This window comes from Aliivibrio finisterrensis, from assembly GCF_008933155.1.
GTDB lineage: Bacteria > Pseudomonadota > Gammaproteobacteria > Enterobacterales > Vibrionaceae > Aliivibrio > Aliivibrio finisterrensis.
Genome location: NZ_WBVP01000001.1, coordinates 209721 through 235528 on the forward strand (window position 1 = coordinate 209721; position 25808 = coordinate 235528).

At 36.2% G+C, this 25808-nt stretch carries 23 protein-coding genes, 1 other RNA gene and 1 pseudogene; 12 read left to right on the forward strand and 13 right to left on the reverse strand.

What is annotated here, in order from left to right; all coding sequences use genetic code 11:
- Positions 1 to 65 precede the first annotated feature (65 nt).
- The 4 genes from F8B77_RS00920 to F8B77_RS00935 all read right to left on the reverse strand — a co-directional run bounded on the left by F8B77_RS00920 (position 66) and on the right by F8B77_RS00935 (position 3844).
- Positions 66 to 677 carry a DUF2057 family protein gene (locus F8B77_RS00920; RefSeq protein ID WP_151652917.1) on the reverse strand — a complete coding sequence of 204 codons (612 nt, stop codon included), beginning with the start codon at positions 675 to 677 and terminating at the stop codon, positions 66 to 68.
- A gap of 76 nt (positions 678 to 753) precedes the next feature.
- Positions 754 to 1677, reverse strand: a complete 924-nt coding sequence (locus F8B77_RS00925) for a porin (RefSeq protein ID WP_151652919.1) — start codon at positions 1675 to 1677, stop codon at positions 754 to 756.
- A 483-nt stretch (positions 1678 to 2160) separates the two neighbouring features.
- Entirely contained in the window at positions 2161 to 2805 is a 645-nt protein-coding gene (locus F8B77_RS00930; RefSeq protein WP_244298156.1) for a YccT family protein, read from the reverse strand.
- Between the two features lie 52 nt (positions 2806 to 2857).
- The gene (locus F8B77_RS00935; protein ID WP_151652921.1) at positions 2858 to 3844 is read right to left on the reverse strand and encodes a porin; all 987 of its coding nucleotides are present in this window, start codon (positions 3842 to 3844) and stop codon (positions 2858 to 2860) included.
- Between the two features lie 528 nt (positions 3845 to 4372).
- Between F8B77_RS00935 and dinG the strand changes: the two genes are divergently transcribed.
- From dinG to rsmS, 4 genes are all read left to right on the forward strand, one after another.
- The gene (gene dinG, locus F8B77_RS00940; RefSeq protein ID WP_151652923.1) at positions 4373 to 6457 is read left to right on the forward strand and encodes an ATP-dependent DNA helicase DinG; all 2085 of its coding nucleotides are present in this window, start codon (positions 4373 to 4375) and stop codon (positions 6455 to 6457) included.
- Between the two features lie 98 nt (positions 6458 to 6555).
- Positions 6556 to 7326, forward strand: a complete 771-nt coding sequence (locus F8B77_RS00945) for a TSUP family transporter (protein WP_130048266.1) — start codon at positions 6556 to 6558, stop codon at positions 7324 to 7326.
- Positions 7327 to 7340: 14 nt separating this feature from the next.
- A complete protein-coding gene (locus F8B77_RS00950; protein WP_130043307.1) occupies positions 7341 to 7892 on the forward strand; it encodes a primosomal replication protein in 552 nt (183 codons plus the stop codon).
- Positions 7893 to 7932: 40 nt separating this feature from the next.
- Positions 7933 to 8088 carry a pleiotropic regulatory protein RsmS gene (rsmS, locus tag F8B77_RS00955; protein WP_208846045.1) on the forward strand — a complete coding sequence of 52 codons (156 nt, stop codon included), beginning with the start codon at positions 7933 to 7935 and terminating at the stop codon, positions 8086 to 8088.
- 184 nt (positions 8089 to 8272) lie between these two features.
- Here rsmS and F8B77_RS00960 read toward each other — a convergent pair whose 3' ends face one another.
- Entirely contained in the window at positions 8273 to 10180 is a 1908-nt protein-coding gene (locus F8B77_RS00960; protein WP_244298157.1) for a sensor domain-containing diguanylate cyclase, read from the reverse strand.
- Positions 10181 to 10488: 308 nt separating this feature from the next.
- Between F8B77_RS00960 and ffs the strand changes: the two genes are divergently transcribed.
- The 8 genes from ffs to F8B77_RS01000 all read left to right on the forward strand — a co-directional run bounded on the left by ffs (position 10489) and on the right by F8B77_RS01000 (position 20061).
- Positions 10489 to 10585: signal recognition particle sRNA small type (gene ffs / locus F8B77_RS00965), an RNA gene on the forward strand.
- A gap of 904 nt (positions 10586 to 11489) precedes the next feature.
- Positions 11490 to 12155, forward strand: coding sequence for a MotA/TolQ/ExbB proton channel family protein (locus F8B77_RS00970; RefSeq protein WP_167512723.1), 666 nt, complete (start codon positions 11490 to 11492; stop codon positions 12153 to 12155).
- Positions 12148 to 12654 (forward strand): hypothetical protein, encoded by a 507-nt coding sequence (locus F8B77_RS00975; protein ID WP_151652929.1) that lies wholly within the window; start codon positions 12148 to 12150, stop codon positions 12652 to 12654. Before F8B77_RS00970 ends, F8B77_RS00975 begins: the two co-directional genes overlap by 8 nt.
- Positions 12644 to 14224: a hypothetical protein gene (locus F8B77_RS00980; RefSeq protein WP_151652931.1), complete on the forward strand. Its 1581-nt coding sequence runs from the start codon at positions 12644 to 12646 to the stop codon at positions 14222 to 14224. Before F8B77_RS00975 ends, F8B77_RS00980 begins: the two co-directional genes overlap by 11 nt.
- Position 14225: 1 nt before the next feature.
- Positions 14226 to 15668: a formylglycine-generating enzyme family protein gene (locus F8B77_RS00985; protein WP_151652933.1), complete on the forward strand. Its 1443-nt coding sequence runs from the start codon at positions 14226 to 14228 to the stop codon at positions 15666 to 15668.
- A gap of 187 nt (positions 15669 to 15855) precedes the next feature.
- Positions 15856 to 19020 carry a chitinase C-terminal domain-containing protein gene (locus tag F8B77_RS00990; RefSeq protein WP_151652935.1) on the forward strand — a complete coding sequence of 1055 codons (3165 nt, stop codon included), beginning with the start codon at positions 15856 to 15858 and terminating at the stop codon, positions 19018 to 19020.
- A gap of 353 nt (positions 19021 to 19373) precedes the next feature.
- Entirely contained in the window at positions 19374 to 19802 is a 429-nt protein-coding gene (locus F8B77_RS00995; RefSeq protein ID WP_151652937.1) for a cystatin domain-containing protein, read from the forward strand.
- Between the two features lie 22 nt (positions 19803 to 19824).
- Positions 19825 to 20061: a putative hemolysin gene (locus F8B77_RS01000; RefSeq protein WP_151652939.1), complete on the forward strand. Its 237-nt coding sequence runs from the start codon at positions 19825 to 19827 to the stop codon at positions 20059 to 20061.
- A gap of 52 nt (positions 20062 to 20113) precedes the next feature.
- Here the strand turns inward: F8B77_RS01000 and F8B77_RS01005 are convergent, their stop codons facing one another.
- From F8B77_RS01005 to F8B77_RS01050, 8 genes and pseudogenes are all read right to left on the reverse strand, one after another.
- The gene (locus tag F8B77_RS01005; RefSeq protein WP_151652941.1) at positions 20114 to 20593 is read right to left on the reverse strand and encodes an alpha/beta hydrolase; all 480 of its coding nucleotides are present in this window, start codon (positions 20591 to 20593) and stop codon (positions 20114 to 20116) included.
- A 183-nt stretch (positions 20594 to 20776) separates the two neighbouring features.
- Positions 20777 to 21091, reverse strand: a complete 315-nt coding sequence (locus F8B77_RS01010) for a hypothetical protein (RefSeq protein ID WP_151652943.1) — start codon at positions 21089 to 21091, stop codon at positions 20777 to 20779.
- Positions 21092 to 21179: 88 nt separating this feature from the next.
- Positions 21180 to 21722, reverse strand: a complete 543-nt coding sequence (locus F8B77_RS01015) for a DinB family protein (RefSeq protein WP_151652945.1) — start codon at positions 21720 to 21722, stop codon at positions 21180 to 21182.
- 601 nt (positions 21723 to 22323) lie between these two features.
- The gene (locus F8B77_RS01025) at positions 22324 to 22863 is read right to left on the reverse strand and encodes a hypothetical protein (protein WP_151652947.1); all 540 of its coding nucleotides are present in this window, start codon (positions 22861 to 22863) and stop codon (positions 22324 to 22326) included.
- 213 nt (positions 22864 to 23076) lie between these two features.
- Complete coding sequence (locus F8B77_RS01030) at positions 23077 to 23868, reverse strand: PhzF family phenazine biosynthesis protein (protein WP_208846033.1); 792 nt, start codon at positions 23866 to 23868, stop codon at positions 23077 to 23079.
- A gap of 43 nt (positions 23869 to 23911) precedes the next feature.
- Positions 23912 to 24367, reverse strand: a complete 456-nt coding sequence (locus F8B77_RS01035; protein WP_151652951.1) for a DMT family transporter — start codon at positions 24365 to 24367, stop codon at positions 23912 to 23914.
- Positions 24368 to 24613: 246 nt separating this feature from the next.
- A pseudogene (locus F8B77_RS01045) lies at positions 24614 to 24841 on the reverse strand (type II toxin-antitoxin system Phd/YefM family antitoxin).
- A 215-nt stretch (positions 24842 to 25056) separates the two neighbouring features.
- Positions 25057 to 25611, reverse strand: coding sequence for a hypothetical protein (locus tag F8B77_RS01050; RefSeq protein ID WP_151652953.1), 555 nt, complete (start codon positions 25609 to 25611; stop codon positions 25057 to 25059).
- Positions 25612 to 25808 lie beyond the last annotated feature (197 nt).

The window sequence follows — 25808 nt, forward strand, 5'->3', positions numbered from 1 at the left end:
ATTTTTTAAAGAAAGTTAGATTCGGTTAAAATACCATTTGTACAGATCAATCGACGTGATTAAATTTAGTCTTGATCAATAATCCATTTCTGGAAAGCTTTGCGGTCTGTTTTATTTATTAGTAAGTAGTCTTTTTTTAATTGTTCTAAACTCGGTATAGTTTGACCAGCTTTAAACTTTGTTGAATTAACTTGATTTAAGTCACTTTCACCTACTGCAAAAGATACATTTTGAGCTTTATTGTACTTTGTCAGCATTGTCTCCAGATCATAATAAGGCATAAAGCCCTCTTCTGGTGGTAACTTAGCTTGTGTATAAGAAACTACTGAACCTTCCGAGTTAGTAATTACCCACATAGGGTTACTTTTAAACTCTACTCTTGCCTGCTCGTAACTGTAAACTTTAGGGGCCTTTATTGTAATGTCTGATTCAATAACATTAAAAGTTACAACATAAGGAGCTGAATCAAATACCTTTTTACTGCTACCTGAACCTACTTTTTCATTATATCTCAGTAATAATTGTACGGTTGGTGCTTCTACATTAACGATTTCTCGTTTTTCTTCATTTTTAATACCATTAATGAATAAGACCTCTACTCCTGTCGATGGAGTTAACGTTGCAGCTTGCACCGCTGATACAAAAAAAGAACTTACTACCATTACTTTAGTTTTCATTTTTATTCCTTTTTCTTACCTAAAAAAAAACCACCCTACAAGTAGAGTGGTTTCATTATATCTTAATTAACTAAGATTAGAATTCAGCTTTAACACCGATAGCTAGACCAGTGTTGCTGTCTTTAACATCGTTGCCACCAACTTCAACATACGCAGTTGTGTTTGGTGCAAGTGGGTAACCAGCATTTACATACCAAGTATTTAAGTCTTCAACAGCTTTAGCATCTGAAGATGAGAAGCTGTAACCAGCAGCTAGAGCAACAACATCTAATTGGTATTCAGCAGCTAGTGCTACTGTATTAGACGTTTCTTTGTCGAAATCCATTGAGTAGTAAGCAGCTGCTAGGTTTAGATTTTCAACACCAGCATAACGAACTTCTGCACCTAACAATGTTTCGGTTTTCTTAGCGTCAGTTTCTGTTGTTCCACCAAGAACCGTGAAATCAAAATCAGCTACACGGTAACCCATACGTGTGTCTAGGAAAATTGCATTTTTACCAATCGCAGCATTAGTGTCTGCTTTGTCTTGGGCCATTGCTACTGTTGCGTAGAAGCTACCAGTGTCGATATCGTAACGAACTGCTTCTGGTAGACAGAAATTACCATCGCTCGCGCCTTTAAAGAATGTAGTAATACCGTATTGGTAATCAGCACCGATACCTGCATCATCAAGTGCAGTACATAGTTTACCAACTTTAAGAGAACCCATAGTCTCTGTGTATAGAGCTACGTATGTATCACCAGGAATAGTACCTGTGTCTTGAAGTTCAAAAAACGCACCAAATTGAACACTGTCTGTCATCGCGTAACGAACATCAAACTTAACGTCTGCGTCTTGGATATCTTGTTGAAACTCGCTGTTTTTTTCCAAACCTTGCATGTAAACAACTTCGATGTCACCACCCATGTCTACAGTTACGCCATCTTGGTTATAAAGTTCAAACGCTTGAGCTGAAGTAGCTGCTGCAAATACTGATAACGCTAAAAGAGTCTTTTTCATAATATTAAGTCCACTGCCTTTTCTTAGAAAGATTTGGAAATCCGATTTCCGGTTCCCTTTATTTTAGAAACGCTACAGCTGCATCTAACGTGCGACTTGTTAGCGTCTCTGTTTCTGGACGCTACTTTGCTAAAGATTCCTCATTGTGTCAACGCGCAAAGTCAAGGAAAGTAAAAAATAATAAAGAGATGAAATACAGCAAGTTATAAATGAAAACATAAAAGCGTGATCAAGCTCAAACTGAAAAACATAAATTTACATAAATACCCACACAAACAAAAACACAACCAATTGAGTTAAGTGCTTATAACAAATGAATATAAAGTATAAATAAAGCTAAATGAGCGATAACTAGCCAGGGTTAGTTTTTAACATTTATAAATAGAAATAGAGAAAAGATGCAAGGTAAAAAAAGTGCTTATTCCGCTAATTTTTTTTCAAATAGCGGAATAAAAAGACAGGTATTATAAGAAAGGCTAAAAATTAATTGTGATCAATGATCCATTTTTGGAAGGCCTTGCGCTCTTCCTTAGACGCTTTTGTGTACCACGCTTGAAGCTGTTCAAGGTTTGAAACCTTATTATTTACTGTGTCTTGATTACTTTCTATTGTTTTTGCACCAGCTATTAATGTTGCAGCAGTACCGAAAACAATGCCTTTTTCTTGATTATATTTTTGAAGCATAGTATCGAGATCATAATATGGCATAAAACCTTCAGCTGGTTTCAGCCTCTCTTGCTGATACGAAATCTTATCATCATTAGAATTAGTAATTTCCCATTCAGGTTGAGTTTTAAATGTCTTTTTCGCTTGTTCATAACTATGAACTCTTGGAGCTTTAATAACTAAATCTGATTCAGGGATATCGAACGATAATATAAATGGTGCGGAATCAAAAATTTTAGCTGAATTTCCGTTACCTACTTTTTGATTATAACGAAGAACTAACTGTGTATTAATTGCATCAACTTCTATCGTATCTCGTTTTTCTTCTGTTTTAATGCCATTAACAAATAAGATCTCTACTCCTTTTTTAGGAGTCAATGTTGCAGCCTGAGTTGAAGACGCAAGCATTAAGCTTAAAAGTCCTAATTTAAATTTCATATAAGCTCCAATTATTTTATCCATAAAAAAACCACCCTACTAAGGGTGGTTTAAAGTATATCTTAATTAAATAAGATTAAAACGATGCTTTAACGCCGATAGCAAAACCAGTTCCATGATCTTCAACAGAAGTTACGCCATCCGACATTTTAGTTTCAGTCTTACCATCATCAGCACCAACTTCAACATAAGCAGTTGTATTTGGTGCAATTGGATAACCAGCATTCACATACCATGACGTTACATTATCTGAACCTTTCTCATCATTTGAATCGAAGCTTACACCAGTAGCAAGTGCAATTAAATCAAGTTGATAAGTAGCAGAAAGAGCTACTGTATCAGCTTTAACCACATCATTATCTGTTGAATAAAATGCAGCCGCAAGACCTAAATTCTCAACGCCATTAAAACGAGCTTCAGCTCCTAATAGGGTATGGTTATGCTTATGTTGGTTATCACCAGAACCACCTAATAAAGTGAAGTCAAAAGACGCTACTCGGTAACCAACACGCGCATCAAAGTAAGTTTCATCTGTACCAACACCATTAGGTGATGAATTATTCTTGTCTTGAGCAAGAGCTACTGTTGCATAAAAATTTTCTTTATCAAGATCCCAACGAATAACTTCGTCACCACAGAACATATCACTTCCGCTAAACCAAGTAGTAATACCAAATTGGTAATCCGAGCCAATACCTGCGTCATCTAGAGCAGTACAAGTACGACCAACTTTAATTGAACCGACTGAATCAGAATATAAAGCTACATATGCATCGCCAGTATTTGTACCAGTATCTTGAAGCTCAAAGAAACCGCCAAATTGTAGGCTATCATTAACAGCGTAGCGCACATCAAATTTGATATCTGCATCTTGAATTTCTTGGTGCAAATCTGTCGAATCACCATCTTCAACACGGTCATCATCAGACTTTGCTGATAAGTAAACAACTTCAATATCACCGCCCATATTAACAGTTACACCATCTTGATTGTAAATTTCAAATGCTTGTACTGAACCAGTTGATGCTGCTAAAACTGATAATGCTACTAGAGTCTTTTTCATAATAATCCACTGCCTTTTCTTAAAGATTTGGAAATCCGATTTCCGGTTCCATGTATTTATGTAATTTTATTCTTCACTGAACAACACATCTAAATTGTGTGATTAATCAGCGCTTCTAGATGTCGAGTACTACTGTGCAAAATCTTTCCTTCCATGTCAACGCTACGCATAAAGTTATCAAAAAAAACATAAAACCAATAAAAACAGTGGCTTATCTCACGCCGCAAGTATTTTAGACGCACAACACGCATTAAAATGAAAACTTAAGTAAATATATACTTCTTAGTTCAAAGGAATTTAATTCTGAATAATATGCTATTAAATATAAAAACAAGAATAAAATACTGCATTTATTAAGTAAACAATGTAAATATCAATTCTAAAAATTAACATTTAGGTGTTTTATATAGGTTCATTTTATTTTCGTGACGTATGTCTCGATTTAAATACATAAGAATGCATTTTTTGCAGGGGATCACATTAGATAACGCGTGCTACAATGGTTTTTTATCTTCACTAGAGTTCATCATGCTGAACAAAGCTGTTACTGATTGCATCCGCGAAAGCTATAAAACACTACAAGATCAATTACCAGGTTTCATACCTCGCCGTGCACAGAACTATTTAGTAGCAGAAATCGCTAAATCACTTGCAGGTGAATACAGTGATACACATCGCATGATTGTGGCAGAAGCAGGTACCGGCATTGGCAAATCCTTAGCTTATCTACTAAGTGTTATTCCTTTTGCCAAACTGAATAATAAGAAAGTGGTCATTTCTACGGCAACCGTTGCCTTGCAGGAACAACTCGCTCATAAAGACTTGCCTTTTTATCGCCGTATCTCACCACTTCCCTTCTCTTTTATTATTGCAAAAGGAAGACAGCGTTACTGCTGTAGCCATAAACTGGCTCTATTGGTAGAAACGAATCACGAAGAAGATAAACAGACGGCTTTGTTTACAGAAAAACCTAAAAAGAAAGATTTAGATCTTTTGAGAAGAATGTATAAAGCACATTCTGAAGGTAAATGGGATGGAGACATCGACAGTTGGCCAACAACAATACCTTCTTCTATCTGGCAAAATGTTGTCTCTGATAAATACAGCTGTCATAACGGTTTACCAATGCATCGAGATTGCCCTTTTCAGAAAGCACGAGAGCATCTGGATAAAGCAGATGTAGTGATCGCAAATCACAGCCTTGTGATGGCCGATATCGACTTGGGCGGTGGAGTGGTTCTTTCTGAGCCAGAACAAACCATCTATATATTCGATGAAGCCCATCACTTGCCTAACGTAGCACGTGAGCACTCTTCTGCTGCTGCAAGTTTAAAAGGCACCGCTTCTTGGCTAGAGTCATTAAATAAATCGGTCAGTAAATTTTGTAATCTTGCCGATCAGAAGCGAGTGAATCGTTTTCAAAATACACTGCATGAAAATCTACAAGAGCTTATCCCCTCTTTAAATCAGCTAAGTAAACAGTTTGATCCGACACTCTTTAATGATGATGGTATTTATCGTTTCGAGCACGGTGAAATTCCAACTTGGCTCGCTGAACAAGCAAAAGAGTTAAAAGAGGTGTCAACCAAAGCAAATCAAGCATTAGCCAAGATCAGTGATTTAATATCCGAACGAATGAAAGACGGAGAACTAGCACCAAGAATGGCAGAGCCAGCATTAGCAGAAATGGGGTTTTATCTACAACGGTTAGAAAACTTAGCTCAAGTCTGGTTCTTAATGGCAAAGCCTAACAGCGATAAAGGCGCACCACTCGCTCGTTGGCTAGAGAAAAGTAAAGACAGAGAAAGTGACACTGTCATTAATGTATCTCCACTGGAAGTCGGTTGGCAATTGGAACAAAATCTTTGGAGTCGCGCTGCTGGTGCTGTTATTGTTTCAGCAACTATGCGCGCGCTTAATAGTTATTCATTCTTCTGTAAGCAAGCTGGGATTTCAGAGAGACCAGAAGATGGCGTTCGTTTTCTCTCTTTGGCTTCTCCGTTTAATTATCAAGAAAACGCACAATTGGTTATTCCAAAACTGCCAATGGAGCCTTCTGCTCCCGGTTTTACGGATTTATTAATTGAAGAGTTGCCTTTTTATCTTGCTGATCAAACCTCAAGCTTAGTTTTGTTCTCTTCTTATTGGCAAATGAACAAAGTCGCAGAAGGCATTGAAAAAATAGCCAAGAAACACGGTTGGAGTTTATTAATTCAAGGGCAAGAGTCTCGTCAAGAGATCTTAAAAAAGCATAAGAAGCTTTGTAAGGAAAATAAAATCAGTATCTTATTTGGTACAGGAAGTTTTTCTGAAGGCTTAGATTTACCTGGAAACCTACTAACCAATTTAATCATCACTAAGATCCCATTTGGTGTTCCTACTTCACCGGTAGAAGAAGCGCATTCGGAATATATTGAAAGCAGAGGTGGCAATCCATTTATGCAGATCAGCGTTCCAGAAGCGAGTAAAAAATTGATCCAATCTGTTGGACGCTTACTGCGTAAAGAAGAAGATTCTGGTAGAGTTGTGCTGCTTGACCGACGCGTTATAACTAAACGTTATGGCAAAGCGCTTTTAGATGCATTACCTCCTTTTAAGAGAGTGATAGAGTAAAGGTTCATCTTTTACTCAAGTTGTATTTTACCTATAACAGCTAACGATTGTCGCCAATTGAACGGCGACTCTACCTATACTTATAATTAAGAGTTTATATGGAATTTCTTGAACCAAGTACCCTGCTTATTTTAGGGTTGGTTGCTTTTATTGCTGGATTTATTGATGCAGTTGCAGGCGGTGGCGGAATGTTAACCGTACCTGCATTATTATCCATTGGATTACCACCACACATTGCTTTAGGTACTAACAAACTGGCCGCTACATTTGCCTCATCAACAGCCGCACTTACCTATTTCAAAAAAAAATTATTTGACCCCAACTTTTGGAAGGCTTCTTTTATTGCCACACTATTTGGGGCAACCTTTGGCACTCTATTAGTTAACTATATTTCTACAGAGTGGTTAGAAAAAGGCTTACCTCTTATTATCTTAGCCGCCGCCTTATATACTATTTGGCCTAAAAGCGTCACATCAGAACAGAACCAATTACCAGAAAAAACACCCACATTAAAAAAACAACAAATCATTCAAGGCTTAACTCTTGGATTTTATGATGGCGTTGCTGGCCCTGGTACTGGAGCATTTTGGACAGTCAGCAGCATGGCTATGTATCGTCTAAATATATTACTTGCTTCTGGTTTAGCCAAAGCAATGAACTTTACCAGTAATATAACCTCATTAATCACGTTTGCTTTTCTTGGGCATATTAATTGGGCCCTCGGATTAACTATGGGGGTGTGTTTAATGGTTGGCGCTTTTATTGGTGCTCATTCTGCAATTCGATTTGGCTCTAAATTTATTCGCCCTGTTTTTGTTACTGTTGTCTGTATCTTAGCGGCTAAACTTGCGCTGGATGCATGGTTCTAAATTGAGAGGATACAATGACAAACTTCAGTTCTATTGAAATCATGCTTGAGCAGCTAGGGAAAACGGCTGCAGAAATTGATCGTCGCCGAGGTGAACAGCGATTACCCTTATTTGATGAGCGATTATTTGGCTGCCGCAGTCGTTACCTTGTTCCTTGCATCAACGAAACTAAATCAACCCTTGGGTCAATTCAACGAGAAGAAAAAGCGGGTATCCTCACTGCTCAACGTGCCGAATATTTAACGCAAATGCTGGTTGCACAAATAGAAGCAATTCAACGCGAGGTGGCAACTCAACGTATCCGTTCAAATGAGCCAAGACCAAAAGGCAGCTACAAAAAGCCGATCAGTGATATGTATCAAGACTTAGCTCAGCATCAAGAATGGGAACGCCGACTAACTCAAATGGTTAGAGAGCAAGAGCACGCCATAAATAACTGCCATTCCTTTTCTCAGCAGCAAGGTTTACAAAAAACACTGCTTACCACAGAAAAGAGATTAGAGCGCTGTAAAGAAGCCATGAAACGTTTAGAACAACAAATTACTTATCGAGAGCAGAATGACTAAAGAACAAGCAATCAACGATGATATCGAAACTAACGTTAACATTGAAAAAGACACCACTACGAGTCCACTCGATAATGCTCCTGATGAAATTAAACTTGCTGTCGATTTAATTTACCTATTAGAAAGTAACGAAGTAAAAAAAGACATTGCGATAAAAGCATTAAAAATTGTACTTAATGACTATAAGAATAAATAAACAAGAGTTTCACTTGTGAGTTAATTGCATCGCTTATAGATTAGATTCAATAGCTCATTTAATTTGTTTACATAAAAATCAGACCTATATTCTGAAAACAGCAAACGACAAACAAAAAATTACCGATGTGACAAAAGGTATCATCGGTATTTTCAAGAAATAAAAATATATCTGCATAAAAGAATTATGCAATTTGTGTCATCATTTCATCAGAACTAAAGCAATATATTTGATTTCGCCCTGAGGCTTTTGATTCGTATAAAGCAAGATCAGCACGTTTATAACTGGCTTCACGGCTATTACAAATATCAGTGATGCCAGCACTAATGGTTACTTTAATATGGTCATTTAAACTGACTGCTACCCGCAATCTATTTAAAATAATTTCTGCTTCTTGTAATTGAGTATTAGGCAAAATAACGGCAAATTCTTCTCCACCAATACGCGCAACAAAATCACTACGACGACTTTCTGAGCCTAGCATTCTAGCCACTTCAGTAATCACTTTGTCACCAACGTCATGACCATATTTATCATTAATTTGCTTAAAATAATCAATATCGATAATAGCTAAACACGACGACTCGATCCCTTTCATAAATGAATCATTCGCTATAATATCCGAAAATTCACGTTCAAACTTACGTCGATTCCAGCACTGGGTTAGTGGATCTTTTTCACTCAACTCCCGAAGGCGATTTTCTAGCCCTTTTCTCTCTGTAATATCAACAAATGAGGCAATGAAATACTCTCTCTTGCCATCATTATTACAAATAGCTTGTATACGTAATATCTCCGTTAATAAGCTGCCATCTTTTCGCTTATTGGTAACCTCACCTTCCCATAACCCTTCAGACTGAATAGTTTTCCACATTGCTGAGTAAAAATTTTTATTATGCACTCCAGATTGGAACATAGATGGTGATTGCCCGATGACCTCCTCCTCTGTCCACCCACTCAATCGAGTAAACTCTTCATTTACTTTAATAATACGATTATTTTTATCGGTAATAACTATCGCTGACATACCATTTAATGCAGCTAGTGCTAACTGACTTTCAAGACTTGTTGTTCTATGTTTGGCTATATAACGCGCAATTAAGATAGAAATGAAAGTAACAAATAATACTGTCAAAATAGCTTCATAAATAATAAATGTTAATTCATGGTCTAAGTTTGCCGTTGCTAAGTTATTCTCACTTCTTAATATTAAATAAAGTGAATTACTATCAAAATCACCACCAAAAGTAACCTTTACAAAGGAGTAAAAAGATTGCTTATCTGCAAACTCCCCTGCATTCTGAGTTTTCATTTTTTGCCATAACTCAGGCGTCTCAATAAGAACATTATGAATATCTCGCTCAGTAATAAGATGACCCAATGTTTTTTGTTTATCTTGAGAGGTAAGGTAATAACCTTCTTCATTTACAAAATCTAATTGATACCCGACCTCTAGTGAAGCTTCTACTTGCGCTACGATTTCATAAACATCTAAATTAAAAACAAGATAACCTTTACGATCACTATCTATTTCAACAGGGGTGAATATGCGTAAGGAGGGCTGTAACGGAGTAACAACTTTTCCATTCTCAACTTCTAAATCAATCCCAAAAAAGCCAAGAGTATCTGCTTTGAGCGTTTGTGCATAAATAAAGTAATCTCGATATGATTTATCTTGAAGTTCACTTATAGGAACGATTTCGATCCCATTTTCCTCTTTATTAATACGAGATATCTCTTTTCCATCAACCCCAATAAAACGTATTTGTGAAATATAAGAATAGTTAGTCGCGGTAAGTGCCCAAATTGATTCAAGCAGTGACCTATTTTTAAATGAAGGATCTTGGATAAATTCTAATAATACCCGATTGTCTGATAGAAGCTTTAAAGAAGTACTTAACTCTGAAGTAATAAAGTACACCTCTTTTTGGCTAAAATTGAGCTGATGTTTAGCTGCGCTTTCTCTTTGGAATTGAATCGCATTCAACTCTGTCTGATATTGGCCCCACAGATAAAAGATAGGAGTGACTCCTATCAATAAAATAGTGATAACGAAGTATTTTATTTGTTTGTAAATTATACGATTAGTCAAAATAGCCAACTTTTTTTATTTATCATATCAAATAAACAAAAAAAAATTAGTGATCACCCTCTAATAGTCATCACGAACACATTGATTTCGTTCGTTTTATGAATGAGATCATTTATATGATGAAAAATAAATAGGACCATAATTATGCCCATTGCATCATGACATAAATAATAATCCTTACGCTACCAACCACATAAGACGCTTATTAATTAACCACTTAACTGCTTTTTATTGATTTCTGCTTGCATTATTTATAGCTATGTACAATAATCTGTTCCGTTCTTAACGAACTACAGAATCAATGGAGGCCCTGGTCCTCCCGCAACACTAACTCGTGAACTCGGTCAGGCCTGGAAGGGAGCAGCCGCAGCGGGCGACGTGTGTGCCGGGATGTGGCTGGGGCTTCCACCTATTTAAAACGCCGCTTTTATTAGCGGCGTTTTAGTATCTAAATTACAAGCTTTTCGGCCTAATCTTCCCTTAAGTTGTAAGTTTGCAGCATGAAGGCAAATATCATGTGCAGTCGTACACTAAAACCATCTCAAGTAAAAATATTAGCAAATTTATAACACTGAAGAATGAATCAATCATTCGTACAGTATCTATGCTTTCACTAACCACTAACGTGCTTTTTACTTTCATCGCCCCTACCCAAAAAATTTATGGCTTTAGAGTCGATAAAATCCCTCTACTTTATAATCATATTAAGAACGCTTTGTGAGGAATTTCAATAGGTTTCAATGGGATACTTGAACTTATAAATAAGTAATTAAGACTTAATTAGATGGCTTCTAATACCACTTATCAAATAGTATATTTTGTAAAAATAATCCAAAGGTTCTGATAGACATTAAGTGCTATAAAAATCTACAAAATTAAAAAAAAGGAACTATAATAAGAAAATACATAATTCATTTTAATGATTTTACATCTCATTATAATACATATAAAACCATTAAAATTTAGTTACTCAGGCATATAAGGAAATAGAATGCTAATATTATATATAATAAATATTGCCACAATCATTGTAGCTTCTATATGTGTAATTTATCTAAATTCCAATTTATACTTATTAATTCTACTTTGTAGTCTCCTTGCTATAAATGTTGCCTCTGTATTTTTCTTTAAAAAGTTTCAATTAAAAACCTGTATCGCATCTCAATTTTTAATATTGTTTACTTCTTGCATTTTTAGTACATTCTGGATATACGAACTATTGACATCAGGATTTTCAAGCAAACTTAGAATTATTCTCATAACACTATCTTTTAGTGTTATGTCATATATGATTATTTACTCAGCAAATATGTTTAAGAATAATGGGTTGTTTCTTGATAAATTTAAAAAAATTGATATCTCCTCTTTCTTAGTTTCAATTCCTATTACATTATTCACTCTAACACAAATATATTTATATAAAGACAGTTACTTAATTCTAGTTAGCGATAAGTTTTTGGACCGTGGTATTATCCCACCAATAACTTTATATTTATTTTATTCTTGTATTATCGAGTGTATGTCTATATTAATTAGTAGTAAAATAAAAATGATTCGATTAAATAAAAATCCTTCTATTTTTATAGCTGACTTAAATGCTCTAAAGCTAAATAACATCAATGATAAAGCGATTGATATTTATCTTTCTCAATTATATTCTCATCATTATCGAAAGTTTCAACTCCCGCACTTTATTAATTGGTCAATTCCGATCCTCGGATTTATTGGTACCGTCTTAGGTATTTCTCTATCATCAGAAAGTATTCAACAGATCATGTCCAGCAATGGCGATGTGCAAAATATCACCCAAGGTATTAGCCAGGCGATAGCACCTCTAGGCATCGCATTTGATACAACATTGATAGCGCTCTCCCTTGGGATAATCTCTACATTTTTTACCATTATTTCATCTAATTCTGAAGACGCATTTATTTCTCAACTTGAGATTGAGCTAAGTAATAAAAAATATGAATAAAAAGAAGAAATCAGAGATCGGAGAAAGTATTGCAAGCATTGAAGTTTTTGGTGGTGTTTTTGCCTTACTTATTGTCCTTTACGTTATCATGAATGTTTTTTCATCTTTTCGATTGGAAGAGAGGCTCGATGCTCTTTCTAATGATGGAGAATATAAAATTAGCTGGGGGGAAAATGGAGAGGGTTATGTTGTTATTGCCTACCCTGACAGTTTATTTATTATTGAAAATGGTAAGTTTTTAAAATCAGAATCAATTTGTAATCAAGAAGGTGCTTTTGTTAATTATGCTAACACTGTTTATTCTGTAGCTAAAAATCAAATTATATTTGCAATACTAGAAAATGGAGTGACGACAATGAAACAGGCTAGAGACTGCCTTCAAAAAGTTTATCCAAATAAACGTGTATCTATTGGATGGATAGTTATTGATGACCAAACGATGAAATCAATAAAGTTAAATGATTTACCTTATTATATGAAAGATAATAATGAACGGTAAATTTAAAACATTTTCTTCTTTTGGTATGGTCTTATCCGATATTTTAGCAAACGGAGTGATTGTTTTGCTCATTCTTATAATGACTACTATCTTAATTGAGAGCGAGAAAGAAAAACAAAAAATTGAAAAAGCAAAAGATATTACCGTGGTACTAAGTAGAGAAATTATGTCATCATTAGTAATGAACTCATTAAAAACCAGTCCACCTTCCATCCTTCATGATTATCATGAAAGTCAATTAGATAAGAGAATAATAAAAGAAAACATTCCTATTTTTGAATTAGTGAATGGTGGTGTTTATGAAGTAGCGTCAAAGAAATTTTGGAACAGAAATTTGTTATTGACTCAAAATTCCCCACTTGATGAATACTTATCTAAATTACCAATCATAGATAAAAATTTATTTCGAGTTGATATTTATAGCATTAATAACTTCCATGTTTTTATGTCCATTCTACGAAGCCATAATATGAAGCCTAGGCATTGGCACTTTGTAGGTGAAACTTCTTCAAGTAACTATGAGTTGTCTAAGGATCAAAAATCAATATATTCTGGAATTAATTCTGATCCTAATGCATCACAAGATTTAGGGTCTGCTGGCGAAGACGACCTTCTAGATGCCCCAAATGACAGTGATAGCACTGCACTATCCGAAAATAGCACAAATGATGATAACAACAATATTATTGAGCTGAGCGAAATTAGTGATCAAAACGAAATAAATGAAAATGGTATTTTTGAAAAATTTGACAATAACATCAGCATTGGAAATAACAGTCAATCTTCTGATTCATATAGTGAGTTTGTCACGAATAATCCTGCTCAGTTATCGCTGCAGGTAGCAGGGATCCCGAGCAATAATACAAACATGGATCTTAGTGTAATGGATTTATTAATCACTACTTACGCCACGATGTTACATTCAAATCAAGCACTAAGAGAAGGGAAGTTTTCCTCTTTAGAGGATATTCAATCCTATGATATCGATGTAATCAAAGAAAAAATAAAAGAGACTGAACAATTTAAATTGTGGGCAAGTAATATTTTATTTCTTAAAAATTTACCAAGGAGTAATACACTCTTTATTGATAGAAAAAAAAGTGAGAACAACTATACGAGTATAGGGCTTTTACTGGACCGCTATCAAGATTCCGTGACAATTTATAATACCAAGGGTCCTCTTGAAATAAATGCACAAAATAAAGAGTTTATTAAGATGAACCTGAATACTTATCCCGTTATTCATAAGGGGAATCGAGTCCATTTAACACCAAATTCAATTTTAACCTACGTTGACGAATATCCACTATCAGCCAATCAATGGCGGTTAGTTGCCCTTTTTGATATGGAAAATTCACAAATAACTCTAGGGCTTTTATTCTCTTCTTTTGATAAAAAAGCGCAAGAATTAAATATTAAATCGGAAGAGAACAAACCAAGTATAAAGGGGAAATATATTGTTTCTACAAAACCGTCTATCCCTGATGTAATTGAAACATTCTCGATTATTTTAATTTTGCTTATAAGTCTCTCTTTATTTTCAATTTATAGAAAAATAATAGGAAGATAATATGAAACGTTATTTATATTTTATGTTATTTATATTTTTTATTTTCATTATGTTCATTTCATCTAGTCTATTATTTAGAACGTTAAAAATCAGCACTGACTCTGTCGAATTTATACACGATGAAAAACAATTGCATCCATTAGATGAAATATTATTTCAATACAATAATTTCATTCATAAACACCCATTTATAAAAAAATCTTTAATTATTCCAGAAAGTGCATTTGTTATTAAAAATAAATACATCCATCAATGTGAAGTTTCACAAAAAGAATTTAACCTTTACCTCAATAGTTATAATGATACTAAATCCACAACTTTTAATCACCGGATCAGCGGTCAATTAAACTCTCCAGCTACAGGTATCGATTTTGAACAAGCAAAACGTTATTGTAGCAGTAGAGGTGGTCGATTACCTACCGCATCAGAATGGGAAGCAGCAGCTAAGGGGCTAAAAAATAATTTATACCCCTGGGGAAATACTTTTATATATGATGACTTTCCCTATTTAGACCCATTGCTCAATACTACAAAAAGTTGTGCTAAAATCACTAATACTGCAACAACTAATCAGATTTATGATCTTGGGGGAAATGTTTCAGAATGGGTTGTTCTAAATAATAAAGCAGCGATAAAAGGACCGAATGGTTTTGATAAAGATCCCTATTTATCTGCTCTAAATTTTACAATTCGCTTAATAGATCCAAATAAAAAAAGTAACCGGCTAGGATTTAGATGCATTTTTGACTTATTTCCAAAAGGTGAAAAAATAAGTAAGATACCCGACGGAAATTATACATTAGGAGTACCTAAAGACTCTAACTTCGCAACTGCCGCTAGTTTATTAAATGAAGATGCATTTTATTCTATTGTGCGTAAGATTAGGAATACCAAATCGAATTCATCGATAAATGTTGGTATCCACGAAATAACTGTCGCTCAATACAACCGATTTTTAATGGACCCACTAATCCATTTCAATCTATTTTCTTCTAAAAACCAGCCTTACGATCATTCCTATATTCCTTTAAATTGGGAATCACAATTATTATTTCCAAAAAAACCGGTGACGGGCGTTGATTGGTGGTCTGCTTATGCTTTTGCTTCATGGAGTGGTGGGCGACTTCCTACACAAGAAGAATGGAGCTATCTATTTTTAAAATCTCTCTCTCCTGGAACTCAACAAAGCAAAAACATCACAATTCTCGAAGACGCGTCTTCCAATTGTCCATCTTCAAAAACGTCGATTTGTGGACTAAATAGTCACGTTTCTGAATGGAGTTCTAGTATTTCTTTTAACCAGGAAGGAACAACAGAAGCTATCTATAAAGGTGGTAATTATAAGATCCCTTCAGAGCAAACTAACAATCCCAATTATATGCAAAGTTTGTCACCATATTACCGCTCAGACACGCTCGGCTTTAGGGTAGTGAACGATAATTAACATCTAACCAACCATACTGCATCCTCCATCAAAAAATATGTATGTTTGTTAACCTAGATTGATTTTATTGCGAAGTGCTCCGTATTTTATGAACCGTCTCTAGCATATATGTATTTATATCCTAATCTTATTTCACATCAATTATAAAGATGATTGATGGTTTTTGAATTACCTTTAAGGATATGAAATGGAACATTCAAAGTTTAGAAAAAAACATAATTATAAATTTGCCCTCTCTACACTCACCCTTTCTTGTTTAATGGCATTCAATGCTCAAGCGGCTGTAGATTGCTTACCGCTTGATTCCTGGGATGCTGGCAAAGTTTATAATGGCGGAAATGAAGTAAAAAAAGGGGCTAATGCTTATAAAGCCAAATATTGGACCCAAAATAACGATCCTGCGACCGCTGGAGAATGGGGTGCATGGCAAGACTTAGGTGTTTGTTTTGGTGAAGCAGATAATGTTGCACCAACCGTTGATTTAACCTCCCCTAGCGCAACGGATAAAATAACAACAGGTGATGTTGTTACATTAACGGCATCAGCATCGGACAGCGATGGCTCCGTTTCTCGCGTCGATTTTTCTGTTGATGGTTCAGTGATAGCATCATCAACGACCTCCCCTTTTAACGCGAATTGGACTGCCATTGAAGGCACTCATACCTTTAGTACTCAATCTTACGACGATAAAGGCGCGGTAAGTACGATTAGCTCAGTATCGGTAAACGTAACCAATAGCCCTGTTGATAATACCTCACCCACTGCAACATTAAGTTTGTCAACAAGCAATGTTGAGCTTGGTACAGTAGTCACGCTAACCGCTGATGCTAGCGATTCAGATGGAACAATCGATAAAGTCGACTTCTATGTCAATAACACTCTTGTGGGAACTGCAGCGACAGCACCTTATACCTTACAATATAAAACAACTTCCGTAGGCTCCCTCTCCGTTTATGCAACGGCAACGGATAACTTAGGCGCTTCAACTAATTCAGCCGCATCGACATTGACAGTCACTAGCTCACTTCCTGTTGCTGATAACTGTCGCCCTGATGGCTTATATCAAACGGAAGGCGTTAATGTTCCTTACTGTACAACTTATGATAAAGAAGGTCGTGAGTTAATGGGAGCAGATCACCCACGTCGTGTGATTGGTTACTTTACAAGCTGGCGTGATGGTGGCGACGAACAGAATAGTTACTTAGTAAAAGACATACCTTGGGAACAATTAACACACATTAACTATGCGTTTGTGAGTATTGGTTCTGATGGCAAAGTCAATGTGGGTGATGTTACGGATCCAAATAATGCTGCGACAGGTAAAGAATGGGCTGGTGTTGAAATTGATCCTGCACTTGGTTTTAAAGGTCACTTCGGTGCACTCGCTACTGCTAAAGAAAAACATGGCGTTAAAACCTTAATCTCTATTGGTGGTTGGGCTGAAACGGGCGGTCACTTTGGTGTTGATGGTAATCGAGTAGCTGATGGTGGCTTCTATTCCATGACAACCAATGCCGATGGTAGCATCAACTATGCAGGTATTGAGAAATTTGCATCATCTGCTGTTGAAATGATGCTTAAATACAAATTTGATGGCTTAGATATCGATTACGAATACCCAACCTCTATGGCGGGGGCCGGCAATCCAGATGATAAGGCTTTCATGGAGCCTCGTCGTCAATATTTATGGGCATCATACCAAGTATTAATGAAAACACTCCGTGAAAAACTAGATGCTGCCTCAGCTCAAGATGGGCAACATTATATGCTGACCATTGCAGCACCATCATCTGGTTATTTATTGCGTGGTATGGAGACCTTTGATGTAACTCAGTACCTAGATTACGTTAATATTATGTCTTACGATTTACACGGCGCATGGAATGATCATGTGGGTCATAACGCGGCATTATTTGATACAGGTAAGGATTCAGAATTAGCTCAGTGGAACGTTTATGATACTGCAGCTTATGGTGGCATTGGTTACCTAAATACAGATTGGGCTTATCACTACTTCCGCGGTTCAATGCCCGCAGGTCGAATCAATATCGGTGTTCCTTACTATACTCGTGGTTGGCAGGGTGTCACAGGTGGTGAGAATGGCTTATGGGGCCGTGCTCCATTACCAGATCAAGCTAAATGTGATGCAGGAACTGGCGAAGGTGAGAAAAATAACTGTGGTTACGGTGCGTTAGGTATCGATAACATGTGGCACGATAAGAACTCATACGGCCAAGAAATGGGCGCAGGTTCTAACCCTATGTGGCATGCGAAAAACCTTCAAGAAGGTATCTTTGGGTCTTATGCTAACATCTATGGTTTAGATCCTGTAAATGACCCTGCTGATCAATTAGTCGGTACTTATACTCGTCACTATGACAGCGTTGCTGTAGCGCCATGGTTATGGAATGCAGAGAAAAAAGTCTTCTTGTCGACTGAAGATAAAGACTCTATCAACGTCAAAGCGGACTACGTTATTGACCAAGAAATTGGTGGCATCATGTTCTGGGAACTAGCAGGGGATTACAACTGTTATCTACTGGATGCCAATGGTAATCGTACGTCTGTCGACTCAACTGAAGCAGCTTGTCAAACGGGTAATGGTGAATACCACATGGGTAACACCATGACAAAAGCGATTTATGAGAAATTTAAATCAGCAACACCATATGGCAATACGGTAGCGACAGGCGCAATTCCGACTGAAACCGTAGATATTGCAGTAAGTGTGGGTGGATTTAAAGTGGGTGACCAAAACTACCCTATTAATCCAAAAATCAACTTTACCAATAACACTGGCCAAGATATTCCAGGAGGCACTGAGTTCCAATTTGATATCCCAGTATCGGCACCTGATAATGCAAAAGATCAATCAGGCGGTGGTTTACAAGTAATCGCCTCTGGTCATACTCGTGGAAATAATATCGGTGGTTTCGATGGAACAATGCACCGTGTTGCTTTCACTCTTCCAGTTTGGAAAGCATTACCTGCTGGCGGGGTATATGAGTTAGATATGGTTTATTACCTACCAATTTCTGGCCCTGCAAACTATACGGTTAACATCAATAATGTGGATTATGCCTTTAAGTTTGAACAACCAGACCTACCACTAGCAGATTTAAACTCTGGCGGTAACAATGGTGGAGATAATGGCGGTACACCAGATACTGGTTGTGATGCAACAGGCCTAGTTACTTACCCAGATCTTCCACAAAAAGATTGGGCAGGTAACCCTAGTCACGCAAATACAGGTGATAAAGTGGTTCACAGTAATGGTGTTTACCAAGCCAATTGGTGGACAGCGTCTACACCTGGCAGTGACGGCAGTTGGACTAAAGTCTGTAATTTATAATCAATTTTTTATAAAATCAGACCAATGTAATTAATTAGAACCAAAAAACTAAAAGAGCAGCCATTTATATGACTGCTCTTTTTTATTACTTAACTAATTACACCAATCACTGTAAGTAAATGTTCAGTATTAGCAAAGAAAGCGAATTAGATAAACCAATAGAGAGCCCTTAATAATGGTCAGCTATATAAAATAGGAGGTAGAAATCCTCATCTACACTACACTTAGAAAAAGATCTTGAAAATACATTAAATTAATAATGTATAAAAAGAATACCAGATGGATTGAATTTTAGAGGAAAAAAAACTAAATTGATTTAACTCGTTTTACTGTCGCTTTATATGAGGCTAATAATGAAACCATTTACTATCTTGGCTTGCTCTAGCATTTTATTACTCACTGTTGGGTGTGCTCAGCAAACACAACAAGAACCAGAGATCTCTTCTGACAATATGAATCCACTGTGCAATGTCGATAATGGCATGGCAGGAGGATGGAATACCTCTATTGTGACTCCAGAGGCTGAAAAAGCCACTAATTATGTCATTGGTATGATGAATACCTCGGCAAAACTTGAAAAGATTTTAGCGGTAAAAACACAAGTAGTTGCTGGAACAAATTACGTCATTGATTTTAAATTAGATAATGGTCAAGTTTGGAACACTCGGGTGTTCAGAGATTTAAATGGTAAATTCACAATAACTCAACCTGCTCAACCTGCTCAACCTGCTCAACCTGCTCAACCTGCTCAACAAGGCAGCATGAATCAAGATTGCCAATAATGATTAAAATAGAGGTTTATTTATGTTAAACAAAATAGCAATTACCTTTAGTTTACTTATTTCTCTTGCTGCTTGTAATTCTTCAGAAAAAGATCCATCAACCAAAGCCGATATGGCAAAACCTATGGAAAAAGCAAACCCTGCAGCAGTTTACTGCATTGAACAACAAGGTTCTTACAATCTAGAAAATAGTGATTGCATACTAAAAACCGGTGAGGTTGTTAATGCATGGAACTTTTATAGAAGTAGCCAGAAATAGATTTAAGCCAACAGTTAACGTTCCGCTTAAAACGCTTATTATACGTTTACAATCACATCACTTGGTTTAGGTACGTGGCAATTTGATTCCCGATATTTTTTTGAAACTCAGCACGATTAAAACCATCAGGATCTTGTGCCATTACACCTAACTCACCTTTTAATAAATCAGGATATACGCTTAAAAATGAGTAATGACCAGCGTTAGGTATTACTTTATAAGTTAATAAACCTGTATTTTGAAGGCCACTTTTTATCACTTGAGAGTTGTATTTCTCAGACAACTCCTCGTCTTTCTCAGAAACTAATAATAGCGTAGGAATATTAACATTCTCAAATGAGTTCTTTGACAAAAATAGAGCCCCTACAGGAGCCATCAATATTTGAGCACTAACTCGATTATCTTTCGAGTTTACAATTACGGTTTGGGTTAATAGATTCGCAAGCACCGGAGCACAATAAGGATCTGATAGCTCAGGGTCATTTTTACATAAATCAATTAATTCCTTAGTGCTAGCTATTCCTCCTGACACAACAAGCGCACTGTAACCACCGATAGAGTGCCCTAATACTGCAATTCTCTGAATATCAATATGAGAACTTAAACTAGGTATTGATAGTACTTTGTCTATAGAAGCAGTGATATGCTTTGGTCTATTTACATAGTTCTCTACCTTACCCTCTGATGAATTGTCTAAATAATTATTTTGAGGGTGCTAAGGCATAACAACAATGAAGCCATTCTTAACCAATGAAAGTGCTATGTCCTTATAAGACAAACTACTGCTTCCAGATCCATGCGAGATAATAGCTAATGGAAACTGACCACTTTTGATTATACCTGCTATTGCAACATTTAATTTAAACGGCCCAAAAGCTACTGCCTTTGGCTCTGAAGATGTCGGATATAATACAGCCATAGATAAACCCTCTTTTGAGACATTATCTATTTTTCTAAATCCAACATCATTCGCATTAGCAGACTGAGATAAAAGCATCATTAACGCGATAGCTATTTTTAAATTTTTCAACTAGTAACTCCTTTTGTAATAGAACATAAGCTAAAATAATCATAACCTCGCAGTAAGGGTTGCCAACACCACCACATATAAATCATTGCTATGCACGCGCTCCCTCTGGCACGATCATAGGTAGGTCTGTACAGCCAAAGTCTAAACCAAACTGGCTTAACAAACACGTCAACTGACCTCTGTGGTGTGTTTGATGATTGAAAACATGCTGGCAAAACTCACCAACTGTCCGTTCAATTACCTGCCCCTCAGTTGTCCTGTACCTGACAATTTGATTGCAACTATCAGCGCTAAACTGATTGGTGATATCAATGTAAATTGAGTCTATAAATTCTCGTAATTCAGAGAGTTCATTCAGATCCGAAGCGAAGATATCAGAAACTGACTTAGATACAGGTAACTTCTCTAAAACTGTAGCATCAACTGATACCAAATCATTTGCAACAAGGCGCTGTAGCATAATCAAGTCTCCGAACAAAATATGATTCCAGTGAGCCATTATTGTTGGGAAAAATGAGTCAGTGTTCTGATGCAACTGCTCATGAGTCAGCTCATTGCAAACACCAAGTAATTGCTTATTCATTCGCTGGTTATAGGACGCCAACATTCTAAAATTTGAAGATAAATCCATTTAGGCTCCAAAGAACTTAACCAAATTAAGGTGTGAACAACGCCACCACCTGACCTATACTATTAGGCCGTATTCACTTAAGCAAATAAAATCCAAAATGCGAAGCGTTAAGAATCAGTCTTAAATACTTTTTATGCGCTTATTCCGCAGTGTAAACTACCTATTACAGCGGGTAATTTTGTTACTTTAAGCTCTGTGAGTACCACTGTAACGTAACTCAAAATAGAAAATGTACTAGTGCAAGGTCTAATAAATTACTGCCACTAGTTTGATTGATGCCATATAAACCAAACAGCAAAAAGAAACTAGCTATTATCGATAGTACTGTATCATTCGTTTTAATTTTGTACTCATCGGCAGCTATATCCTTGCTTATTGATACAAAATTTGAAAGGCCTTCGAGCCTAACTATAATTTTCCCGTTTTTAAGTTTGGCGTTAAAAATTACTCTGTAACAAGACGACTAAATTATCCATAATGATTGTTTCCATTTCTGTTTGCCACATAACAGGTTTTGAGGGATGAGTAACGCAAATCACCTTAACTAACGCATAATGAAAATACCGAATATAGCAAATGTGTTATGCACTTATTATACATTCTAAATAGGTCTTGTCATGATTACGGGGTTTGGATTTAAAGTATAGCAATCATTGTACAAATCAGCATTTAGCTTACGATATCTAGCTTGTATAATATTATTAGTATTAAAGGCTTTTTTTGCTTGTTCTATTTGGTCTGAATATATTGGGGAAATAGACACATTATTCCATTCATAATTAACATCGGTCACATATACATCTGCTCCACCATAAGGTAAACGAAAAACCAATGTTTTATTGCAAGGCGTAAATGTGCCTAATGGAGTTCCGCTAGCATCTTGAGCTTTAGTTGAAGTAATTCCAATATAACTTCCTGCTTTCGCTGTTCCAACTATATAAAGCTTATCCTTTGTATATTCATATGATAAAGATGAAAACCAATCTTCTTTAAATGTTTCATTTTCAAAATCAATGTTACCAACAGATAGCTTAATGTTATAAATGCTCGTGACATTACCAATAATAAAATTCACGTCTGGTAACTCTATTGCATTTTTTGATTCAGGTTCAAGATCGATTGTTGCACAACTAGTTAGCATAAAAACTAAAGCTAAAAAAATAACTGGGGAAACATATAAATCACTTAAACCGTTACTAACAATATCTAATTATTTTACAACATAGGTATTTTTTAGCCGATAAAAAAACGTGAACTTGTTCGAATATACAAGCCAATCTTATTAGGCAAACAAGCTAAAAATGCCTAGCATTGATAATCCGACTTAAACGCTCTGTTATAACGATAATTTCCACTAAACGTAAACTTTGCCTTTCAGATATAGAACAGCTTTACCACAGATAACTACCGCTTCCTCTGAAACACTGCACTTCAAAACTCCACCTCTTTTTGAAGCTTGGTACGCGACTAAATCTGACTTACCTAGACTGTCAGCCCAATAAGGTGCTAGTCCAGAGTGGATAGAGCCAGTAACTGGATCTTCGTCACCACCATTCGCAGGCCAAAAATAACGAGAGATAAAGTCATAACGTTCAGATGTTGAAGTCACAACCACATCCAAAGGCGCAAGTTGCTTCAATTCGTCTGAAACATAAGTAACCTCAAGGACATCTTGTTCACTGCCAAAGACTGCAAAGTAAGCTTGCCGATTTTTGAGAACTTGAATAGGTTCTTTAGATAAGCCATTTAATAACTGTAATGGAGCAGTTAAAACAACCTCAGGTTTTTGGTTTGGAAAAATCATTTCGATTTCATTCTCTGCATTGAGAATAATGTTTAAGCTACCAACCTTTCGTGTGATGAATTCAACTTGGCTTTGTACACCAAACTCAGTAAACAAGACAAAAGCAGATGCCAAAGTAGCATGACCGCAAAAATCGATTTCAGTCAGAGGGGAGAACCAGCGGATCTCGTATTGATTCACGCCTATCCTTTTTATGTAGGCTGTTTCTGATAGATTATTTTCTGCGGCTATATTTTGCATTAGATCGTCAGACAGCCAATCTTCAACAGGAACTACAGCTGCTGAGTTACCTTTAAACTGCTGATCTGTAAAAGCATCAACTATGAATATGTCCATTTTCAATGTATAAACTCCATTTTCGTTATAACGCTTCGTTGTTATGTGCTTATTTCTTGGCAACCAAAAACATACCTATGATTAAAAATAATGCACCTAAAACACGATTAAATGTAATTTCAATTTTAGGATACCCAAGCCAACCGTTTTGATCTAGAGCTAATGAAGCTATTACTTGGCCACATACTATTGAAATAGCTAAAACTAATGCTCCAAGTTTAGGTGCTAAAAATATAGACATGGCAATATTAAAGGCACCAAACAATCCACCTAGCCAAGCCCACCAAGGTAATATTGCTAATGAATTAGGCTTAAACCATGAGTCACCTTGAATTAACGCTAAAGCGCCGAGAATAATGGTACCAATAAGAAATGAAATAAATGCAGCTTGAATTGGATTGCTTAAGGCTAACCTAAGTTGTGAGTTAACTCCTGCCTGAGATGCTAAAGAAAAACCAATTAACACACTGATTGGTAATAAAAAATATATCCCTAAATTACTCAATTGAATTCAACTCCATGTTTGTAAATTATGCTTGGAACATTAAGGTATGAGCAACGATACCACCTTACTAAACCACTACACCGTAACAACAAACCTAAAGTTTAGTTTAAAACGCCAAGTGTTGCGAATCGGTCTTGAAACGTTTGTAAAACGAACTCTTACTACAAACAACGGTCATTAAGAAGAAATTGGCGTAACTCGCGCTCCTCTCTCATAACGTAAGAATATACACAACATCGTCATTAGTTACCTTGTAGAAGATACGACACGATTATCTGAAATAGCTTTTTCACCACTGGCGATGCCTTCAAGGATGGCAATGCGTTTTTGCATAAATTCATAATCATCGACATCCAACAAATACGCAGATGGTTAACCATGCTCTGTAATTAATACCGGCTCTTTTGAGGCGTGTAGATCAGAAAGGATTTTAGTAGCTTGACGCTTCAATGTAGTGACTAATTCAACTTTCATATTCAGTATCCATTAGCGAAAGAACAAAGTGTCACTATGAGTCACTTAATTATCCATTGAGACCGTTCGTTTAACGCCCAATTAAGTAGCTGACAACACAACCAATACACTCAAACTTAACACCTAAATCACTGAAGATAAACCGCGCTAAAAACGCCAAGCATTGACAGTCTGCATAAATTATTTGTTAGTTAAGTAACTTCGGGCAGTATGGGCTAATGATTTAAATAATATGCATCGTGCTCTTTTTTCCCTTCAATATCTTGAAGACCTGAATAGAAGTTAACGAAAGCCTTGTCAGAAAAACTTAAGTGAACCCAACCTTCAGCAACTTTGAACCAGCTTGAGTTCGCCTTTTTATAAACACTAGGAAAGGTGCCCCATCCAGATTGTGAAACAGTTAGCTCACTGAATTTTAATATTTCTTTATACTCTGAGCTCTTGTTGGGGTGAGAGTACACTCGAATTGGTTTGTTTCTTATTGTTGATGTGTCGTTATCATTTAACGTGTAACAACTTATCGATTTCAGCTCTCGATTAAACCAAACATATGGCTGTGCTTGCTCAAATGAGATGACTGAACAATCGTTAAATTGAATTGCCCATTTATCATTATCAACGAAACCAAGATAGCCAATCACTTGATTTTCTGACGACACGCAGCCGCTAATGAGAAGCACAAAGATAAATCGGATTATATTCAAAACCACAAAACTCCCTTTCTCACGCTCTAATTTCCACTTGGAAAATTCTATATCTGGTTCTTTCATAATTTCCTCAGTGAGATTTTTACCGTGACACATAACGCTTTTTCTACGGCAAAACGTCTTATAGTTCACCTATAACCTTCGTCTATTGTTTACCTATTAATACTTCCAGTCTGTTCTAAATTTATATGTAAATCAATGTAATAAAGTAAACATATCAGTGAGGTTATTCAGGATATACTACATATTGTCGCCTTGCG

Excerpts from the sequence above, each read along its gene's own strand:
- F8B77_RS00920 (WP_151652917.1), bottom strand. The coding sequence starts at position 677 with ATGAAAACTAAAGTAATGGTAGTAAGTTCTTTTTTTGTATCAGCGGTG.
- F8B77_RS01015 (WP_151652945.1), bottom strand. The coding sequence starts at position 21,722 with ATGGATTTATCTTCAAATTTTAGAATGTTGGCGTCCTATAACCAGCGA.
- F8B77_RS00970 (WP_167512723.1), top strand. The coding sequence starts at position 11,490 with ATGTTTAAGAATAATGGGTTGTTTCTTGATAAATTTAAAAAAATTGAT.
- F8B77_RS00985 (WP_151652933.1), top strand. The coding sequence starts at position 14,226 with ATGAAACGTTATTTATATTTTATGTTATTTATATTTTTTATTTTCATT.
- F8B77_RS01050 (WP_151652953.1), bottom strand. The coding sequence starts at position 25,611 with ATGAAAGAACCAGATATAGAATTTTCCAAGTGGAAATTAGAGCGTGAG.
- F8B77_RS00935 (WP_151652921.1), bottom strand. The coding sequence starts at position 3,844 with ATGAAAAAGACTCTAGTAGCATTATCAGTTTTAGCAGCATCAACTGGT.
- F8B77_RS00975 (WP_151652929.1), top strand. The coding sequence starts at position 12,148 with ATGAATAAAAAGAAGAAATCAGAGATCGGAGAAAGTATTGCAAGCATT.
- F8B77_RS00945 (WP_130048266.1), top strand. The coding sequence starts at position 6,556 with ATGGAATTTCTTGAACCAAGTACCCTGCTTATTTTAGGGTTGGTTGCT.
- F8B77_RS00980 (WP_151652931.1), top strand. The coding sequence starts at position 12,644 with ATGAACGGTAAATTTAAAACATTTTCTTCTTTTGGTATGGTCTTATCC.
- F8B77_RS00990 (WP_151652935.1), top strand. The coding sequence starts at position 15,856 with ATGGAACATTCAAAGTTTAGAAAAAAACATAATTATAAATTTGCCCTC.
- F8B77_RS00925 (WP_151652919.1), bottom strand. The coding sequence starts at position 1,677 with ATGAAAAAGACTCTTTTAGCGTTATCAGTATTTGCAGCAGCTACTTCA.
- F8B77_RS00950 (WP_130043307.1), top strand. The coding sequence starts at position 7,341 with ATGACAAACTTCAGTTCTATTGAAATCATGCTTGAGCAGCTAGGGAAA.
- F8B77_RS00930 (WP_244298156.1), bottom strand. The coding sequence starts at position 2,805 with ATGGATAAAATAATTGGAGCTTATATGAAATTTAAATTAGGACTTTTA.
- F8B77_RS00995 (WP_151652937.1), top strand. The coding sequence starts at position 19,374 with ATGAAACCATTTACTATCTTGGCTTGCTCTAGCATTTTATTACTCACT.
- F8B77_RS01000 (WP_151652939.1), top strand. The coding sequence starts at position 19,825 with ATGTTAAACAAAATAGCAATTACCTTTAGTTTACTTATTTCTCTTGCT.
- dinG (WP_151652923.1), top strand. The coding sequence starts at position 4,373 with ATGCTGAACAAAGCTGTTACTGATTGCATCCGCGAAAGCTATAAAACA.
- F8B77_RS01025 (WP_151652947.1), bottom strand. The coding sequence starts at position 22,863 with ATGCTAACTAGTTGTGCAACAATCGATCTTGAACCTGAATCAAAAAAT.